The organism is Microcystis sp. LE19-8.1F (assembly GCF_027531715.1).
Classification (GTDB): Bacteria; Cyanobacteriota; Cyanobacteriia; order Cyanobacteriales; family Microcystaceae; genus Microcystis; species Microcystis wesenbergii_A.
On the sequence record NZ_JAPZSO010000200.1, the window covers coordinates 20,782 to 38,866 of the forward strand.

17 protein-coding genes and 1 tRNA gene are annotated in these 18,085 nt (G+C 45.1%); 11 read left to right on the forward strand and 7 right to left on the reverse strand.

The features are described 5' to 3' along the window. Positions 1 to 276 precede the first annotated feature (276 nt). Together O9334_RS19085 and petJ are read right to left on the reverse strand one after the other, a co-directional pair. Positions 277 to 1,956, reverse strand: coding sequence for a DUF3352 domain-containing protein (locus O9334_RS19085; RefSeq protein ID WP_045358544.1), 1,680 nt, complete (start codon positions 1,954 to 1,956; stop codon positions 277 to 279). Between the two features lie 116 nt (positions 1,957 to 2,072). Beyond that, complete coding sequence (gene petJ / locus O9334_RS19090) at positions 2,073 to 2,393, reverse strand: cytochrome c6 PetJ (protein WP_002732729.1); 321 nt, start codon at positions 2,391 to 2,393, stop codon at positions 2,073 to 2,075. Positions 2,394 to 2,585: 192 nt separating this feature from the next. On the opposite strand from petJ, the gene petE reads away from it, so the two are divergent. The 3 genes from petE to O9334_RS19105 all read left to right on the forward strand — a co-directional run bounded on the left by petE (position 2,586) and on the right by O9334_RS19105 (position 5,304). Continuing rightward, complete coding sequence (gene petE, locus O9334_RS19095; RefSeq protein WP_288001854.1) at positions 2,586 to 2,963, forward strand: plastocyanin; 378 nt, start codon at positions 2,586 to 2,588, stop codon at positions 2,961 to 2,963. Positions 2,964 to 3,419: 456 nt separating this feature from the next. Continuing rightward, on the forward strand, positions 3,420 to 5,147 hold the full coding sequence (locus O9334_RS19100) for a succinate dehydrogenase/fumarate reductase flavoprotein subunit (protein ID WP_288001857.1): 1,728 nt from the start codon (positions 3,420 to 3,422) through the stop codon (positions 5,145 to 5,147). Between the two features lie 83 nt (positions 5,148 to 5,230). Next, a tRNA-Met gene (locus tag O9334_RS19105) sits at positions 5,231 to 5,304 on the forward strand. 194 nt (positions 5,305 to 5,498) lie between these two features. Here O9334_RS19105 and nrtS read toward each other — a convergent pair. From nrtS to O9334_RS19125, 4 genes are read right to left on the reverse strand one after another with little or no spacing between them, the layout of a single operon-like run. After that, complete coding sequence (nrtS, locus tag O9334_RS19110) at positions 5,499 to 5,750, reverse strand: nitrate/nitrite transporter NrtS (protein WP_288001860.1); 252 nt, start codon at positions 5,748 to 5,750, stop codon at positions 5,499 to 5,501. 3 nt (positions 5,751 to 5,753) lie between these two features. Then, the gene (locus tag O9334_RS19115; protein WP_288001862.1) at positions 5,754 to 6,317 is read right to left on the reverse strand and encodes a GUN4 domain-containing protein; all 564 of its coding nucleotides are present in this window, start codon (positions 6,315 to 6,317) and stop codon (positions 5,754 to 5,756) included. Positions 6,318 to 6,370: 53 nt separating this feature from the next. Then, complete coding sequence (locus O9334_RS19120) at positions 6,371 to 7,501, reverse strand: CO2 hydration protein (RefSeq protein ID WP_288001865.1); 1,131 nt, start codon at positions 7,499 to 7,501, stop codon at positions 6,371 to 6,373. Between the two features lie 31 nt (positions 7,502 to 7,532). Next, positions 7,533 to 7,889, reverse strand: coding sequence for a DUF1823 family protein (locus O9334_RS19125; protein ID WP_190381016.1), 357 nt, complete (start codon positions 7,887 to 7,889; stop codon positions 7,533 to 7,535). Positions 7,890 to 8,119: 230 nt separating this feature from the next. Between O9334_RS19125 and O9334_RS19130 the strand changes: the two genes are divergently transcribed. From O9334_RS19130 to O9334_RS19140, 3 genes are all read left to right on the forward strand, one after another. Next, the gene (locus O9334_RS19130; protein ID WP_045358537.1) at positions 8,120 to 9,013 is read left to right on the forward strand and encodes a DMT family transporter; all 894 of its coding nucleotides are present in this window, start codon (positions 8,120 to 8,122) and stop codon (positions 9,011 to 9,013) included. Between the two features lie 307 nt (positions 9,014 to 9,320). Beyond that, positions 9,321 to 9,857 carry a type 4 pilin gene (locus tag O9334_RS19135; protein ID WP_288001877.1) on the forward strand — a complete coding sequence of 179 codons (537 nt, stop codon included), beginning with the start codon at positions 9,321 to 9,323 and terminating at the stop codon, positions 9,855 to 9,857. Further along, positions 9,835 to 10,473, forward strand: a complete 639-nt coding sequence (locus O9334_RS19140) for a pilus assembly FimT family protein (protein WP_288001868.1) — start codon at positions 9,835 to 9,837, stop codon at positions 10,471 to 10,473. Before O9334_RS19135 ends, O9334_RS19140 begins: the two co-directional genes overlap by 23 nt. A gap of 409 nt (positions 10,474 to 10,882) precedes the next feature. Here O9334_RS19140 and O9334_RS19145 read toward each other — a convergent pair whose 3' ends face one another. Further along, the gene (locus O9334_RS19145) at positions 10,883 to 11,266 is read right to left on the reverse strand and encodes a hypothetical protein (RefSeq protein WP_002791292.1); all 384 of its coding nucleotides are present in this window, start codon (positions 11,264 to 11,266) and stop codon (positions 10,883 to 10,885) included. Positions 11,267 to 11,350: 84 nt separating this feature from the next. Between O9334_RS19145 and hslO the strand changes: the two genes are divergently transcribed. The 5 genes from hslO (at position 11,351) to cobA (ending at position 17,844) form a co-directional block, all read left to right on the forward strand. Then, entirely contained in the window at positions 11,351 to 12,265 is a 915-nt protein-coding gene (gene hslO, locus O9334_RS19150; protein ID WP_045358525.1) for an Hsp33 family molecular chaperone HslO, read from the forward strand. A gap of 63 nt (positions 12,266 to 12,328) precedes the next feature. Then, positions 12,329 to 14,284 (forward strand): chromosome segregation ATPase, encoded by a 1,956-nt coding sequence (locus O9334_RS19155; RefSeq protein WP_190380900.1) that lies wholly within the window; start codon positions 12,329 to 12,331, stop codon positions 14,282 to 14,284. Between the two features lie 438 nt (positions 14,285 to 14,722). Continuing rightward, complete coding sequence (gene cbiT, locus O9334_RS19160) at positions 14,723 to 15,313, forward strand: precorrin-6Y C5,15-methyltransferase subunit CbiT (RefSeq protein ID WP_002732225.1); 591 nt, start codon at positions 14,723 to 14,725, stop codon at positions 15,311 to 15,313. A 42-nt stretch (positions 15,314 to 15,355) separates the two neighbouring features. After that, positions 15,356 to 16,273, forward strand: coding sequence for a phosphatidate cytidylyltransferase (locus tag O9334_RS19165; protein ID WP_045358523.1), 918 nt, complete (start codon positions 15,356 to 15,358; stop codon positions 16,271 to 16,273). 53 nt (positions 16,274 to 16,326) lie between these two features. Continuing rightward, positions 16,327 to 17,844 (forward strand): uroporphyrinogen-III C-methyltransferase, encoded by a 1,518-nt coding sequence (cobA, locus tag O9334_RS19170; protein ID WP_288001873.1) that lies wholly within the window; start codon positions 16,327 to 16,329, stop codon positions 17,842 to 17,844. The last annotated feature ends 241 nt before the right edge of the window (positions 17,845 to 18,085 follow it).

Below are 18,085 nucleotides of genomic sequence, written 5' to 3' on the forward strand. Positions count from 1 at the left end.
ATAACGGATCCAGAACGGTTATTAGCGACGCTTGAGTAAAACCCAACCACACCAATGTCGTCAAGAATGTTGGGTTTTGCTCAAACCATTGAATCGAGCAGTTTTCTCCTAAGTATTAAATCGCTCAACCAAACCTACAAGCTTCTATCTGATAACTGATAACTGATAAGTAGTCGTGCAAAATTAATTTCCTAGTGAAGATAGGCAAGAGGCAAGAGGCAAGAGGCAAGAGGTGGTTAGATATGTGTAATTAATTTTGCTTAGGTACTTAACTGATTAAGACTTCACTCCCAGATTAAAGAAAATCGTTCCCCGACGCACAGAATTTTCACTACCTTGGCTGCTAATCGTAAGAGAACGCAGATTATTAAATAAAGGCTTAATCGATAATTCTAACACCCGCACGATCGGGAATTTTGCCTCGATTACTGGTTGCAATTGTCGCCAATCGACGTAAAAATAACCATCATTTTCTGCGGGTAGAGCAGTAATTGCCTGTCGAAACTTACCACTGCTTAAAATGGGGTTTTTCTGTGCAGATAAAGCTAAACCCATCGCTTCCACAGAACTAGCGATAATTTCATAATTATCGACCCTAGTATGCACTCCCGTCACGAGCGTCTCTAGTTGCGCTTTTCCCTCTGGGACCGCCGTGGTTAACTTTGTCCAAGCTGTCACCGTTCGATCGAGTAAAGGCAGATTAACCACATTATAGCCGCGACTGCGGGCCAACTCATCCAAATGCTCGATCGCACTGTCCACCTCTACCCCCATCACCCGTTCCCCTAGAAAAACACTATCGGGTTCCATCCCCTTTGAACTAGGCACGAGAGCGAGGCTATATTCGCCTCTAACCCAGCTAAAAACGTCTTCAGGCAAATTTAAACCTAAAGGCGACTGGAAGCGGTTTAAGACCTGTGTTATTAATTCCTGTAGGGGACTATCTGCTTCTAACCCCTCCTCTACCTGAGTCCAAAAACGATTTAAATCGCGACTAGCGGCGACTAAAAGGCTATTTTCGCCGATAAAAGATAATGCTCCCACGGGACTAGATAAAATTGGTGCTTGGTCATCCTGTCCTAAGACTCCAATTAAGGCGGTTTGAGCGACTATTCCCCCAGATTTGAGGGTAAAAGCCGTGGCTAATCGTTGTTTTGCTTCGGGACTCTCTGGGACGGGTTGATTCGCGATCCAAGCCGATAACGGAGGTAAATTGCCGTAAACTATAGCTATACGCGGTTCGGTGATATTTTTGAGAGCTTCTCGGTAATCAGGGCTATTTTTTAGGTTTAAATCCGGTACTTGCACGTTATTAAGGGCCTCGCGCAAAACCTTGATATTATTGGCAAAAAGCACCGTATCACCGACGACGGCACTAGCGAGAAAACGATTATTATCTCCTGCGGTCAAGGGACGTTGATAAATGAGGTTAACTCCCTTGTAGAGTTCAAAAACGAGGTCAAATTTGCCCGAAACCGCCTGTTTTGAGTAGGAAGCTTGCAGAAATTCCTTAGCGCGTTCACCATCTTTACTTTGAATTGCCAAAAGATAACCCGGTTGGATACCATTATCGGTATCGCGATCGAAATCTAGGGAAGTAACAGCGAGGGTAATTTCCTCCCCTAACCAGGGTTTGATTTCCTTTTGATAATTTAATCCCGTTTTGCCGAGCAGAGTTTTTTCTAAATCTTTAATTTGTTGGTGGGAACGTCGTCGATTAGCCGGTGTAGCGATTAATTGACCAAAAGACTCTAAACGTTCGGGATTGACCAACAAGGATACCATAACCGGGGCCTGTTTCGGCACAAAAATCGCCGCCGTCGGTTCCCGCATTACCCCACCTTTGAGCAAAGACAGAGGACTATCGGCGAGAATCCAAGCAAAACTGGCTGTAGCGACTCCTAGGAGAATGATTACCGTCGCACCTAAAATATAGAAAAACGATCGCAATTTCACAACCTTGTCCCGAGATGAACCATTAGCTATTTTAAGCCAGCAATTGACCCAAGAATTTCGATCGCTACAATTCTTACCAGACTGACAACGGATAACTCGCCACCGATAACTAATTTTTACCAGCCTTTTTCCGCTTGAGCGAGGACATAATTAGCTACAGCTTCGATATCTTCAGCGCTGAGACGACCACCGAAAGCGGGCATCGCCCCCATACCTTTGGTAACTTGGGTAACGATAGCTTCAACGGAATCTTTGCCGTATTTAACTAAATCTTCTTTTTTCAGGGTTTTAGCGGCATTAACCACGTTTTTACCGCCCATGTGGCAGGAAGCACAGTTAGCACTGAAAATCGAAGCCCCATCAGCTAAAGCGGGACGAGCCATACCGAAAGTAACCACAGCCAAGAGCAAGCACAGGGAAATTAATAATCTTTTCACGATAGGTTCTCCTCTATTTCTTAAGAAATTCCCCAACCATCGTCAGAAAAAACCGGTTTTCTTGTCAAAAGACAAGCTGTCAAACTTCGTGTAGAATTAATCAATGGGACAGTTAAAAGCAAACTTTTACTTTTTTGTCAAAAGACAGGCTGTCAAACTTGTCATCTTCCCTCGTGTAAAGGATTAACAAGCATGAAAAAATTAGGTTTATTGGTCGCTACCGTGGTGCTAGTCGTCTCTAGCTTCTTCTTCAACACTGCCTCCGCTGCTGCGGAAACCTTCACGGTGAAGATGGGCGGTGATGCAGGTACACTACAATTTGATCCCCCCGCCCTCACTATTAAAGCAGGAGATACGGTGAAATGGGTCAATAACAAACTTTCTCCCCATAACATAGTTTTCGATAGCACCAAGGTTCCCGAAGCCCAGGCTGCTAAATTATCCCATAAAGGTCTGGCTTTTTCCGCTGGTGAGTCCTTTGAAAGCACTTTCAGCGAACCGGGTACTTACACCTACTACTGCGAACCCCATCGCGGCGCCGGTATGGTCGGAACGATTACCGTTCAGTAATTATCCGATTTTAGCCAAAAATAACTCGCGGTTAACTGCCGCGGGTTGTTTTTTTGGGAATTATGAAGACTTTTCAGTTATCAGTAAACAGGAATCAGTAATCAGTGAGGTTCTTCAGTTTGTCTTATGCAACGGACAGGGTTATAAGGAATGAAACTCTTATAGAGAAAGACATTTGGCGATTTTTGTCAATTGTTTTTGAACTAGAACGAACTCATCAATTAAGTTTTTTGCCAGATAAGGATTTAGTCGATTTATGCCCCCCGAGCGAACCATACCAAGTTCAGTAATCAGTAAACAGTAATCAGTGAACTGAAAACTCGCATCTGATAACTGATAACTGATAACTGATAACTGAAAGGGCTGTCTCCTGAAATATAAAGTCTCGGTTACAAAACTGACTTCCGAGCAATTCTAACCCCACCATAGAAACAGAAGCCCCTAGAAAAATCAGCCATGAAAGAACACGATGTCGTTATAGTGGGCGGTGGGTTAGCAGGATGCCGCGCCGCCTTAGAAATCAAACGCCTCAACCCGACTATCGATGTTGCTGTCGTTGCCAAAACCCACCCAATTCGTTCCCACTCCGTCGCCGCCCAGGGGGGTATCGCCGCCGCCCTGCAAAACGTTGACCCCAAAGATAATCCCAAGGCCCACGCCTACGATACCGTCAAAGGTTCCGATTTTCTGGCTGACCAGGATGCAGTGGATATTCTCACCCAAGAAGCCCCCGAAGTTATCATCGAATTGGAACATCTAGGCGTGTTATTCTCCCGTCTCGAAGATGGACGCATTGCCCAAAGAGCCTTTGGCGGTCACAGCCATAACCGGGCCTGTTACGCCGCCGATAAAACCGGTCACGCCATGCTGCACGAATTAGTCAGCAATTTACACCGTAATCAGGTAAAAATCTACGATGAATGGTACGTTTTGCGTCTTATCCTCGAAGAAGGTACGGCTAAAGGGGTAGTAATGTACCAAATCGCCACCGGACAGTTAGAAATCCTCCGGGCAAAAGCAATTATGTTCGGTACGGGGGGCTATGGTCGCGTTTATAACACCACCTCCAACGATTTCGCCTGTACGGGGGACGGTTTAGCTTTATCGGCAAAAGCGGGTATTCCCCTAGAAGACATGGAATTTGTCCAATTTCACCCCACTGGACTCTATCCCGTCGGTGTTTTAATCTCGGAAGCGGTCCGGGGTGAAGGCGCTTATTTAATCAATAGCGAAGGTCGTCGTTTTATGGAAGATTACGCCCCCTCGCGCATGGAATTAGCCCCCCGGGACATCACTTCCCGGGCCATTACCCTAGAAATTCGCGCCGGCCGGGGGGTAAATCTGGACGGTAGTGCCGGGGGTCCCTTTGTCTATCTGGATTTACGCCATTTAGGCCGGGAAAAAATTATGAGTCGCATTCCCTTCTGTTGGGAGGAGGCCCACCGTCTCGTCGGTGTCGATGCGGTAGAGGAACCGATGCCTGTACGTCCTACAGTTCACTATTGTATGGGCGGCATTCCCGTTAATACCGATGGTCGCGTTCGCTTAAGTGCCGATACCCTCACCGAGGGCTTTTTCTCCGCCGGGGAATGTTCCTGTGTCTCCGTTCACGGGGCCAATCGTTTGGGTAGTAATTCCCTGTTAGAATGTGTGGTCTATGGGAGAAGAACCGGCAAATCGATCGCTAAATACGTCGAAAAACGCGCTTTTCCCGTCTTTAATCCCGATATTTACCTTCAGGATGCTAAAGAGGAAATCACCGCTTTATTGACCAAAAAAGGCACGATTCGCATCGGTCAACTACGTCAGGAATTCCAAGACTGTATGACCCAACATTGCGGCGTTTTTCGCACCGAAGCGACCATGCGCGAGGGAATTAAACAAATCGGCGAATTAAAGCGCAAATACGAGCAGATTTACCTCGATGATAGGGGTGATTGCTGGAATACGGAACTAATCGAGGCCTGGGAATTACAAAGTCTCATGGTGGTGGGGGAAATTATCCTCACCTCTGCCCTCAATCGTCAAGAAAGCCGAGGGGCCCATTCCCGCGAGGATTTTCCCCAACGGGATGACCAAAATTTCCTTCAGCATACCCTCGCCTATTATTCCCCCTCCGGCATCGATATCGACTATATGCCCGTGGTAATTCAGGATTTCACCCCCGTGGAACGTAAGTATTAACCTCTGGTGGGACGGTAAATGTAAAGGAATTTTACAAACTCCTTGGCATTTACCGAGATTTAGTTCTATACTAGGTAAAGCAACGCGGGATAGAGCAGTCTGGTAGCTCGTCGGGCTCATAACCCGAAGGTCAGTGGTTCAAATCCGCTTCCCGCCATTAACCTGAAATAGTCCTAATACTGAAAGCCTAGCTTTTAATTCTGGGCTGATTTTTACTGCTGCTATGGCTGGAAATTTGGGTAGAAACCTTTAGCGTAAGAGATTAAAAGAATGCTAGAGGAATTTTGGGGTTAGAAGGATATTATCTCGGCATTTTGTCTGCTAATTCAGCATAAAGAGTAACCAAGAGCCTTATTTCGGCGATTTTTTCGGCCACTGTTGACGGTGATAACTGCTATACTGCCCATGAACATTGACCAGATAGGGAACTAGATAAGTCAGTAATGCCGCCAGCCAGCGATCGCCTGTCATACGGCCGATAATTACAGCATAACCGTGGTTAATTGTCAATAAAATTGTCCCCACTATTACAGCCACTTTTATCCCGGTGGGGGCAAATTGGGGGGATAATAAAGCCCGAAAATAGCCGATAATTCCTTTCATTGCCTATAAATCGCACTCTATCAGGCGAGTAAAACAAAAAGTCACCATTTTTAACCCGTAGGGAGACTTCCACCAGAGGGCAGGAAAACAGCCTTGAGGAGCTGCTAGACTAAAATCCCAGTGATCATAATCATCGATACGCCACTCATCTTTGTCGCGCCATCCCACCAATTCCCCAAATTTTCTAATCGTTTCCGCATCTTGGGTACGCAGGGTGTTAATACTACCACCGACGGCAAAATATAACTTCACCTGAGCGCTAAAACCGAAATGATCGCCGCTATAATTTTTCCAAAGGCGATCAAGTACCCGAATCACATTAACGGGAAACCGCATCATATCCTCTGGAGTTAAAGTATCGCGGGTTCTGCCGGCAGCTTCGAGGATAACTCGCAGAGTTTCTGCGTCTGCTTCCCTAAAGTTCCCCTCAGCTAGAAATTGCTGTAATTTACCATAGCGCTCGATGTCCGGTACTAACATCTGCCGCGCTTCGATGAGGGCAACCCGTTCGCTTAAAGATTGCAATTGAGCTAAAATATCCTGAAGTTGGGCGTTAATATCTGACATAAATGTAAGGGGGTTTGTTGACTGCAAAAATTACCGATTTATCGGCAAAATAATTATTGATTTACCGCTTCTAATCGCGACTTGACAAAGCGATTCATCCATGCTTCTAGATAGATGCGATTGGCTTTTTGTTCTTTTAAATCTGTGGTAGTTAAAGGATAAGGTGCTAATCCTTGAATGGCTGCCGTTGTTACACAAAACATCGACTTTTGAAAAGTTTCGCAGATCTGGACTAATAAATCTTCCTCTTGACGAAAACTCTTTTTATAAATGTCGTGCAGATAATCAGGTAAAAAGTGACGCATATCCTGCATTAATAGTGTGGGAGGAATCCCTGCACCTCCGATGGGTAAAGGATCTGCATACAAAGCACCATAGGCAAACATTCCTTGATCGTAGGGAATTTGATAGGCTTGGGCATTATAGGAAATTGTACCGGGGAAAGGTGTTCCGCGAAAGAAAACCGCCTCAACGTAGGGGATTGCCGTATCCGCAAGAAAGGTTAATCCTGCCGATTTGGGGATCAGATCATAGGTTTGTCCTTTGATTTTTACCTGATAGACAATTGCTTGACTAGCATTATCGACTAAATTTTTCTTAATGTGTGCCACCACTGCGGGAATACTGGTAATTTGTCCGGCATCGTAGAGATCGGATAAACTTAAAAAAGTATCGGCCATAATTCGCCAAAATTGACCTAAACCGCTATAGTAGGCCATCATCCGCATTTGTTCTGGCAAAAATTCAGGAAAGGCTTTATTTAAAATTAAAACTAGGGGATTATTACTAAATTTGGCTTGAATAACCTTGGCTGTCACTTCCCGAAAAGCGGCACTATCTACATAACTATCTAAACCACCCCCACCATGCCAAAACATGGCTTTCATACAGTATTCAGCATACTCAAAATTAATGCGATCGTGCCACCAGTGTTGTAGTAATTTCTGCCAAGATACTTGACCATTAAAATATTTAAAGAAAGGGAAAAAAACCAAAAACTGATTTTCCGCAATATAAATTAAATTTTTGGAATAAGCATCTAACACCACCCCGTAACTTTTCAGGATACCCACTACCTCGATCAAATTCTGGGGAGTATCTTTTAACAATGCTTCCCCAGCCGTGAGACGATCAATATAGGATGCTAGGGGATGAGAGGAGGACTTGACAGGGATAGTGACCATGCTAGAAGCTTGATAAAATAACTTTCCTCATCTATTTTAACCCATAAAAGCACAACCAATTAGCGGCAGTGGCACGGCGAGTCATGCGGGGATTGAATTCGCCAATTTTATAACCGGTAAACCCCAATTTATCTTTTAATAATTGTTTATTTTCTGGTAAGATCGATCGAGTTAATTTTACTGTTGGAGGACGATTGGCAATAAAATCCGGGGGTTCGGGATATTCACAGCGCCAATCTTCCCCTACTTGACTATTATCCCATTTTCCTTGACTTTCATCGTAGCGATAACCTAAAGTTTGCCAGACCAATTTATTAACGGTTTCGTCGTCAATTTCATCGTTAATAATCGCCCAAATTGTCTCTATATTTAATTCTGGTAGTTCCATAGATCAAGTAAATAGCAGATGGGGTGATGGGGTGATGGGGTGTGGGGTGTGGGGTGTGGGGTGTGGGGTGTGGGGTGTGGGGTGTGGGGTGTGGGGTGATGGGAGCAAAAAACTGATCAGTGATCACTGATTACTGATCACTGATAACTGACTCCTGACTCCTGACTCCTGCCTACGGCTAAAATAACTGGTAAATAACATCATTGATCATCGTGCGAGCGCAGCCTATTTTGCCTCCTTCCAACGCCAAAATTATTTTTATTTTAACTATCGGTGTGGTGTCGGTTTCTGCATCGGCAATTTTTATCCGGTTAGCGATCGAAGCGGTAGGTAATGCTACGATCGCATTTAGTTTATTTTTAGCGACTTCGCGTCTGATATTGGCTTCTGTTGTCCTAATTCCGAACTGGTTGACCTTATCACGCCAAAAAGTCCCTATTCAAGCCTATTATTACGCAGTGGGGGCAGGATTTTGTTTAGCTCTCCATTTTGCTACTTGGATTACTTCTCTATCCTACACCTCGATCGCCGCTTCTACCACTTTAGTCACCACTAATCCCCTCTGGGTTTCTCTGTTGGGTTGGTGGTGGTTTCGAGAAAAACCGACAAAATTAACTTTTATCGGCATTTTTGTGGCTTTAACGGGGGGATTATTGATTGTTTTAGCCGATCGAGATGTCAGTAGTTCTTATCCTAACCCTTTATTGGGCAATAGCTTGGCTTTAATTGGGGCAATTCTCGTTAGTGGTTATATTCTCCTCGGACGGGAAGCACAAAGAAAGGGCTTAAATATTAAGAATTATATAACTGTAGCCTACACTACCGCAGGATTAGCTTTATTACCCAATATTTTCTTCTTCGGTCAAGGTTACGAAAGCTATCCTTTGTCCGTGTATGTTTATGTGTTAATGATGGCGATTTTTCCGCAATTAATTGGTCATACTAGCTTTAACTGGGCTTTGCGATGGGTAGCACCGACAATAGTAACCATGGTAATTTTATTAGAGCCAATTGCCGCTAGTCTGTTAGGAGTGTTCATTTTTGGTGAAATACCCCCCCAAGAAGTAATTTATGGCGGATTAATTCTATTAATCGGCGTAGGCATTGCTATTTTGGGCGGATAAGCTGTTAGTGTATCTAAATTACTGGTTAAGTGTGATCTCGATCGCCGATTGTGATCACAGACAAAGAATAGATTAGTGTACAATGCTAAATGGATGAGAGTTTAGACAATCTGACTCACTGGAGCAATAGGGGTTGCGGGGAATTAATTCCCTGGCTAGAGTTAGAAATATCCCATCATCTGGGTACTCTGTAGTTGAGGGCTAAAAAAGCCAGTAGTTTTGAGGAAAAACTTGGGAGGATTAGGAAGTGAAATCAAAAGGAAAGAGGATACCGCTAAAACTGTCATCGTCTGAGTCAGGTTTCTCCCTGTTAGAAGTAATCATTGCCATTTTGACTATTACCGCTTTCTTAACGGGAACCCTACAGTTAATGGCAGTGGATGCCTTATATAAAGTTAGGTCAGAAAGACAAGCTCAAGCTAACTTTTGGATTCAAGAAGACTTCGAGGATACCAAATATATAGCTTCGACTTTAAATGTGACTTCCAGTCCCAATTATGTCAGTCCAGATGTATGTACAAATATCAATCAGGGTTATGCCACAGCTTTAAGAAGACAACTAACGGATATTAAACTCCCCACCCCTATACCGACGGACCCCCAATTAGTAGCGACCAGAACAATTGTCGGTAAAAACTATTCTCTCTATCGGACTTTTAATATTACTAACCAATCGGATAATCCCCATCTTCTCCGTATAGAGTATAAGGTGAAGTTAGCTGATGATGAAATAGCTAATGACTATCAAACTCAAGAAAGAGACGAAAGAAGCGAACAAGAAGGAAAATTTCTTGCTAAAAGTTCTGTTGAGGTGATTCCCGATGCGTCGTTTGAATGTCCATAAAAATCAGGGTTTTACCCTGTTAGAAATTTTGGTAGCTTTGGCAATTACGGGAGTTCTTGCCGCCTTAACCCTGCCTAATTTATTAGCTTGGTTAAATAGCAATAAAGTCCAAGAAGCCACCGATTCTATACAATCAGCCCTAGAGGATGCCCAAGGACAAGCTATCCGTCTGGGGAGAATTTGCACGATTAATTTTACCAACGGGACTGGCAATAATCCCACGGTTTACCGGCAAATAACCGCCAGTGAAGCAGGTTGTTTAGTGGCGACTAATACTAACGCGAGTTCCCTAAATCTGCCGCAGGAAGTATTTATGGTGGTGGATAATTTTCCCACTCTGGGCGGCAGTCCGGGGGTGCAGTTTTCCTTTCGGGGTCATGTGCCGGAGAGGTTAGACGGTCAGTTCCCCCGGTTTGATCCGCCGGAAGATCAAGCGATAATCGTATTATATCCCGCCGCCGATGCCTCCGCCGATCCCTATCCCAACCAAGAAAAAAAATGTCTAGTTATCGCTTCTTTGTTAGGAATAATTAAACAAGGTACTTATACTGGAACTTCTCTAACTAACCTCGATGCCAGTAAATGTGAAATCAGTCTCGATGGAACTCAACCCTAATCAGTTATCAGTTAAGTAGTCGTGCAAAATAAATTTCCTAGTGAAGATAGGCAAGAGGCAAAAGGCAAAAGGCAAAAGCTTTATCGAAATGTGTAATTAATTTTGCTTAGGTACTTATCAGGTGTGAGTTATCAGTTATCAGTTACCAGATGTGAGTTATCAGGTGTGAGTTATCAGTTAAGCTAAGACGCATTTAAAACCCTTATTCTTAGATTAGCCGAACCTCTCCCCCCCGATGTCGGGGGGGTTGGGGGGGTGTTGCCTTTTGACTCTTGCCTCTTGCCTCGTCTCAACAAGCAATTTAAATTACGAACAGCTTATCAGTTACCAGATGTGAGTTTTTAGTTCACTGTTCACTGATTACTGTTCACTGATTACTGATTACTGTTCACTGTTCACTGATTACTGATTACTTTTGATTGCTCAGAAATAGTCGTAATTTCAATAAACTGAGAGTTTGACCGAGATTGAGGGGAAGGAGGGAAATGCCTTCTAAACGGGATTGTAACCAACCATCACCCCAATACCATTCGTGATAGCCATCGATGCCTTGACTCAAAAGCAAGCGTAAACACTGGTCATTGGCCAATAAAACCTGATGTTGTACGGGAATTAAACCTAACCAAGAGGTAAAAGTCAAACCTTCCTCTAATTTATCGGGTAGATTAGGCGAGAGCATTTGCGGCCACAGCCATTGACGGAGATGAGCAGTTTTGAGCAAACTATCCCGGATAGCCTGTTCACTGGCCGAGATTTCGATACGCAGCTGACTTTGTTGAAAATTGCCGAACATATTATTATCTGATAATTTTTGTTAAGTTAGTTAAAGAATAACTAAAAATCGGGACAGCGTTTTCCAAGGATAACAGTAAGTAGTATGGCAGATAAATTAATCCGCGCCACGGCCGCCGATGGGGGAATTAGAGTAGTAGGAGTGATTACCACTCGTTTAACCGAAGAAGCCCGCCAAAGACATCAATTATCTAACGTAGCCACCGCCGCGCTCGGTCGCACGATGGCATCGGCTTTACTCTTGGCTTCCAGTTTAAAAAAACCCGGTTCTAGGGTCAATATTCGCATTAAAGGCGACGGTCCTCTGGGTGGGGTCTTGGTTGATGCTGGACTCGATGGCACGGTGCGGGGTTATGTGGACTATCCCCAAGTGGAATTACTCCCCAATGCTAAGGGTAAATTAGATGTGGGTCGCGCCGTGGGTAACAAGGGTTATGTGCGAGTCTTACGCGAAGAAAAAGGCGAGGGGAGAAATGAACTTCAAGAAAGCATCGTCGAGATAGTTTCTGGGGAAGTGGGGGAAGATATCGCCTACTATCTAGACCAATCGGAACAAATTCCCTCCGCTTTGCAAGTGGGGGTTTTTGTCGGTACGACCACAGGAGTGACGGCTGCTGGGGGAATTTTATTACAAGTTCTCTCTAAAGAAGCCGCCCGGGATGAGGTCTTAGTGGCTCGTTTAGAGTCGAGATTGCGAAAATTAACGGGATTTACGCCCCTTTTACGCGCAGGAAAAGGACTAGAAGATATTTTTCAGGAACTTCTCGGAGATATGGGTCTAGAAATTTTTCCTGCTGTGCAGATGCTGCGTTTTGATTGTAGCTGCTCTTTTGAACGGGTCTTAGGAGCTTTAAAATTCCTCGGGGTCGATGAATTAAAAGACATCATCGAAAAAGATAAACAAGCGGAAGCCGTCTGTGAGTTTTGTCGGGAAGTGTATAATGCCAACGAGACACAATTAATCGAATTAGTCGAGTCTCTACAGGCTGAATCTTGCTGAGAAGTTGGGCAATGAGCGCCATTAGGGTAAAATCTATCTAAAATATCTGCCGGGGAGTTGTGAATGTCTAAAGGAAAAGAATTAACCGAAAATCTAGTCAAACGAGAATCGATTGACTCCCTGACTCGTTGGCCTGAGAAAACTAAGTCTTTTCTTTTTCTCTTTTGGTACCGATACCAGCATCGTTTCACTTGGAAAGTTTGGGCGGCTTTATTTGTCGTGGTCTTTGGCAGTGTTGGCTTTCTCGCCACTTGGCAGTTATTAAATATGCAGAAGTCGCCCAATTGCCCAAAAATCTTCTGGCCCATCGCTTCTGCGTCCCTGCGTCTCTACTGCGCTCAACTTTCCGCCGATAGTCGCACCGTGGCAGGTTTACTCGAGGCAATTGCCCTAGTGGAAGCTTTACCCGATGACCATCCCCTGCGATCGCAAGTTAATCAACAGGTGGAAGAATGGGCGCGAGATATCCTGAATTTGGCTGAAAAAGACTATCAAGCGGGAAATTTAAGGCAAGCGATCGCTAAAGCCCGTCAAATCCCCGATAATATGGCAGTAGCGGCAATTATTGAAGAAAGAATCGCTAAGTGGCAAGGAACCTGGACGGAAGGCAACGAGATATTAAGCAAACTAGAGGAAAATCTCCGCGCTTCCAACTGGAATCAATCTTTCCGTCTGGCAGTGGATTTATTGAACTTAAATAACGAATATTGGGCAACGGTTAAGTATAATGAAGCGATCGCTAAAATTACCGTCGCCCGGGAAGATAGCAGTAAATTAGATAATGCCTTTAATCTCTTTGCCCGGGGCGGTCTCGACAATTGGTTCAAAGTCATCGAAGAAGCTAGAAAAATTCAAGCCAGTAGTTATGCCTATCAAGAGGCCCAAAAATTAATCGGGAAAACCGAGGATAAACTGCAAGAATACGCCGAAAGATTAATTGAGCGGAAGCAATGGCAAGCTCTTCGGGATTTGGCTAACCAAACCCCCAAAGACCTCAAAATTAAAGAAGATGTCACCGATTGGTCTCTCTTGTCCACAGCGGCCTTGGATGCGGAAGCCGGCACGGTGGAGGGATTGGAAGCTGGCATACTGGGACTAGAACAAATCGACCCTTCTCGACCCCTCCATCAAACGGCCCTAGGCATGAGGGAACGCTGGCAGTTACAGGTACAGGATCTAAGAATACTGTCTGAGGCTAGAGATTTAGCACAAGCAGGGACGATCGAGCAGTATAGCGCCGCGATCGCGAAAGCGGGCGAGGTTCCCCGGAATAACCCCCTCTGGTCGCAAGCACAGCAGGAAATTGGCTCTTGGAATCGTCAAATACAAGTCATTGAAGACCGACCGATTTTAGAACGCGCGCGGGAAATAGCTCTCCCTGGCGATATTAACTCCCTCAGTAACGCTATTATTCAGGCGCGAGCCATCGCTAACAATCGGGTCCTATACAGAGATGCTCAACGGGAAATTCGCGACTGGCAAGCGCGGATTGAACGCATGGAGGATCAACCCATTTTAGATCAGGCTCAAGCTTTGGCCAATCTCAAAGACTATAGCACGGCGATCGAAACTGCCAATCAAATTCCCCCCGGTCGCGCTCTTTCCGGGGAAGCATCCCAAAATATCCGTCGTTGGCGCCGAGAATTGCGGGCCAGTCAAAATCTCCAACAGGCTAATCAATTAGCGGCGACGGGAACCGCAGAAGGTTTAACCCGGGCGATTGCTTTAGTTACCAATATTTCCACTAAAACCGATGCGGGTGTGCAACGGAGTGAATTGCTGGAACGTTGGAGTTATCAGCTTTTGTCTTTAGCCACGGCCCAAGCTAATAATGGCCGTTATCTGGAAGCTATTCGCCTTGCTGAATCCGTATCCCCAGAAAGTACCGCTTACAGTTCGGCTCGCTCCCAAATGCAAGGCTGGCGCAATATTCTCCAACCTCCGGCCCCACCGCCAATAGTTGAATCGACTCCCCTTTCCCCAGAGTCCCCGATAGAAGCACCGAGTCCGGGTCAATAATCAGTTTTAGGGGCTGTTTTTGCTGTGGATTGCCCCTAAGAAAGTCCCTCATCCCCGGAAAGATGAGAGACTTAACAAATTGCCTAACCGAACTCAATTTAAAATCGATCGAAGTCAATCTAACACGGTTTTTTGCGGTAGAACAGTTTAGCTACCGATACTAAAAATATCTGTGACATTGGCTCAGAAAAAGTTACTTTTTTCCTAACCAAAAATCCTTGACAAGATCGTGTAATTATGCTAGGTTCCATCAAGTCCCCTCCCACCTCTCGGTATCTACTCCTTTGACAGGAAAAAAGCTGTAATGACAAATAATAGCTTTTTAGAGCTATTATCAGGGTTTTATACCGAGAAAAGTCCCTGTTTACTTGATAAAGAAAACTTGACAAACTTATATAATAATGCTTGGTAGTGAAGCTTCTCAATAATTGATCCCCCATGACTTGGTTATATAAAACCCCCGGTATTCCCGATGAACTGTTTGAACGTTTGCCCGGGATTCCCTTGAGTAAACGCGAGGTGAGATTATTGATGATTTCCGCTTTGAGGTTAGGAGATGGGGGGGTTTTCTGGGATATCGGCGCAGGAACCGGCACTATTCCCGTTGAAATTGGCTTATTATGTCCCAATAGTCCGATTATTGCCATTGAAAGAGATGAAGAAGTGGCCAGTTTAATCCGCCGTAATTGCGATCGCTTTGGGGTTAAAAATGTTACGGTTTTTGAAGGCAGCGCCCCGGATTGTCTGCCCAATATATCCCTCGCACCCGATCGCGTCTGTATCGAGGGCGGCAAACCGATTAAATCAGTCCTGCAAGAAGTGTGGCAATACCTGAAACCCAACGGCCGCATCGTGGCTACGGCCAATAATTTAGAAACCCTCTATCAATTTTCCGAAGGCTTTTCTAATTTACAGGCGCGTAATATCGAGATTGTCCAAGCGGCAGTAAATCGCCTAGAAACTAGGGGTATTCACCAAGTTTTTGCCGCCGTTGATCCCATGTTTATCCTGAGTGGCGATAAACTTTAATTGGGGATAACCTTCCATAAAGTTTTCTTAATCTATATAATTATGACAATGCCGCCTAATTTCTCTGGATTAACCATGCCTTGGCCACGCATTGTCAGCGCTATTTTTGCTATTGCCTTCGCACTGGGAATTATTATCGTTGGGGGTTGGTATTTCACCCTCGGCATCGGTGTTATCGTCTTTTTGGGACAATTAGAGTATTTTCGCTTAGTTCGCGCTAAAGGTATTGAACCGGCCGCTAAAACCACTCTTGTCGTTTCACAATTATTACTGCTGACGGCAACTATGGCGGCCCCCCTCACCGATGCCATGTTTCCCCTCGCTGGGGCATTAATTTGTTTTTATCTGCTCTTTCAGCCCAAAATGGCGACAATTGCCGACATTTCCACCTCAATTCTCGGTCTGTTTTATGGTGGTTACTTACCTAGTTATTGGATTCGTTTACGGGTCGGTTTTTCTCCTGAAAGTAATCCTGTGGCTATTGCCAGTAACTTACCCCTGATGGGATATTGGCCAGAATCGTGGATGGAACCGAAATTATTCCCGGCCGCTTTGACGGTGACTTTTCTAGCTTTCGGTTGCATTTGGGCCGCCGATATCGGAGCTTATATCATGGGAAAATGGTTAGGGAAAACCAGTTTATCGCTGATTAGTCCCAAAAAAACCGTGGAAGGTTCCTTTTTTGGCATTTTAGGCAGTATAGCGGTGGCCGATTTGGGTGCTTGGTATTTAGATTGGCCCTATTGGCAGCTGACGGGCCTAATTTTGGGCTTATTAATTGGTATTGTCAGTTTATTGGGCGATTTGACGGAATCGATGATGAAACGCGATGCCGGGGTCAAGGATTCCGGGCAGTTAATCCCCGGTCACGGTGGTATACTCGATCGCACCGATAGTTATGTCTTCACCGCTCCCCTAGTATATTATTTCGTCACTTTACTGCTGCCCTTGTTGCGCTAGTAGCTTGTTTCTTCTCCAGTGCTAAATTAAAGATTAAACCCAAATTTGCGATTATGTCAGCAGTCGTCCATCCCCGGGGTAAAGTTTATCTTCTCGGTGCGGGAATCGGTCAGAGCAGTTTTCTCACCCTGCAAGCGCGAGCAATTTTAGCCACGGCCGAGGTTTTGCTGTACGATGCCCTAGTGGATAGTCAAATCTTCTCCCTAGTGCCAAAAACCTGTGTTTTAGTCGATGTAGGCAAACGGGGGGGACAACCCGGGGCCGAGCAGAATCAGATTAATCGGATACTGGTTAATTATTGTCAAGAGGGAAAACGAGTTATTCGGCTCAAAAGTGGTGATCCGGGTGTTTTTGGGCGAGTATATCCTGAAATGTTGGCCCTAAAGCAGGCTGGCTGTGATTTTGAACTGATAACCGGTATTTCCTCCGCTTTAGCCGCTCCTTTATTGGCCGGAATTCCCCTGACCGAAAAGGATATTAGTCGCTGTTTTGCGGTCTTGAGCGCTCACGATCCCGAGTCTCTCGATTGGTCAGCTTTAGCTAAAATTGATACACTTGTGCTATTGATGGCCGGTCAGTCCTTAGGGCAAATTATCGAGAAATTATGCCAAAATGGGCGGAATATTGACGACTCGATCGCTATTATCCGTCAGGCGGGACGCAAGGATCAACAAATTTGGCGCGGCACTTTAGAAAATATTCTCGCCCAAACCGCCGGGGTGTCCCTCTCACCCTCTATTATGGTCATTGGTCAAGTTGTGGATCTGGCGATTATGTCTTCTCCCCTACCCCTAGGCGGTAAAACTATTGTTATTACCCGTGCCGCCGAGCAAACGAGTCAATTTAGCGAAATTTTGCAAAATCAAGGCGCAGAAGTCCTAGAAATGCCCGCTTTAGAGATTCGTCCCCCCGACCGTTGGCAAGGTTTAGACGATGCCATCGCTCAGTTAAAAGAGTTTGATTGGCTGATTTTAACTTCTGCCAATGCTGTTAATTTTTTCTTCGATCGCTTGACATTTTGGGGAAAAGATGCTAGGGCTTTAGCGACCGTAAAAATCGCCGTGGTGGGCAAAAAAACCAGCCAAGTTTTGCACTCACGGGGATTAAAAGCGGATTTTATCCCGGGGGATTTTGTCGCTGATGCTTTGGTAAACGAGTTTCCCGACCCGATTAAGGGGCAAAAATTCCTCTTTCCTCGCGTGGAAACGGGAGGCAGAGAGATATTAGTTAAGGAGTTAACGGCCAAAGCTGGTCAGGTGACGGAAGTGGCCGCATATTATTCCGGATGTCCGGCACGCATGGATAGTGGCATCTGGGAAGCGTTTCGAGATGGGAAAGTCGATATAGTCACCTTTGCTAGTTCCAAAACCGTCCAGAATTTTTATCGGTTATTGCTGCAAGAAACGGCAGAATTATCGGTTAATTCCCTATTAGAAAAAGTTTGTCTGGCTTCTATCGGTCCGCAAACTTCAAAAACCTGTCAAGATTTATTTGGTCGTGTTGATATCGAGGCGCGAGAATATACCCTAGAAGGATTGACTAGCGCTTTAATCGAGTGGGGTAAGACCTGACATTCTCACCGCCGTATTTGCGGCAGCCGGGGTTGGGGGGATCAAAGCCACCCTTATCAAGGAGGAGCAAAGCCACCCTTTTTAAGCTATCCATTAGTCGGATCTTTCTTAACAAAAAGAGAAGAAACTTAAAAAAAGGGGAAACGATTGATAGGTATAGTTTTGAAAGAAGGAATTAAGGTGGAGGTGAGCAAAAAAATGGAGAAATGGGCAGCCCAAGAATTACAGTATGCAGACCTAG

Excerpts from the sequence above, each read along its gene's own strand:
- petE (WP_288001854.1), top strand. The coding sequence starts at position 2,586 with ATGAAAAAATTAGGTTTATTGGTCGCTACCGTGGTGCTAGTCGTCTCT.
- O9334_RS19125 (WP_190381016.1), bottom strand. The coding sequence starts at position 7,889 with ATGGAACTACCAGAATTAAATATAGAGACAATTTGGGCGATTATTAAC.
- O9334_RS19100 (WP_288001857.1), top strand. The coding sequence starts at position 3,420 with ATGAAAGAACACGATGTCGTTATAGTGGGCGGTGGGTTAGCAGGATGC.
- nrtS (WP_288001860.1), bottom strand. The coding sequence starts at position 5,750 with ATGAAAGGAATTATCGGCTATTTTCGGGCTTTATTATCCCCCCAATTT.
- cbiT (WP_002732225.1), top strand. The coding sequence starts at position 14,723 with ATGACTTGGTTATATAAAACCCCCGGTATTCCCGATGAACTGTTTGAA.
- O9334_RS19140 (WP_288001868.1), top strand. The coding sequence starts at position 9,835 with ATGCGTCGTTTGAATGTCCATAAAAATCAGGGTTTTACCCTGTTAGAA.
- hslO (WP_045358525.1), top strand. The coding sequence starts at position 11,351 with ATGGCAGATAAATTAATCCGCGCCACGGCCGCCGATGGGGGAATTAGA.
- O9334_RS19155 (WP_190380900.1), top strand. The coding sequence starts at position 12,329 with ATGTCTAAAGGAAAAGAATTAACCGAAAATCTAGTCAAACGAGAATCG.
- O9334_RS19145 (WP_002791292.1), bottom strand. The coding sequence starts at position 11,266 with ATGTTCGGCAATTTTCAACAAAGTCAGCTGCGTATCGAAATCTCGGCC.
- O9334_RS19115 (WP_288001862.1), bottom strand. The coding sequence starts at position 6,317 with ATGTCAGATATTAACGCCCAACTTCAGGATATTTTAGCTCAATTGCAA.
- O9334_RS19120 (WP_288001865.1), bottom strand. The coding sequence starts at position 7,501 with ATGGTCACTATCCCTGTCAAGTCCTCCTCTCATCCCCTAGCATCCTAT.
- O9334_RS19165 (WP_045358523.1), top strand. The coding sequence starts at position 15,356 with ATGACAATGCCGCCTAATTTCTCTGGATTAACCATGCCTTGGCCACGC.
- cobA (WP_288001873.1), top strand. The coding sequence starts at position 16,327 with ATGTCAGCAGTCGTCCATCCCCGGGGTAAAGTTTATCTTCTCGGTGCG.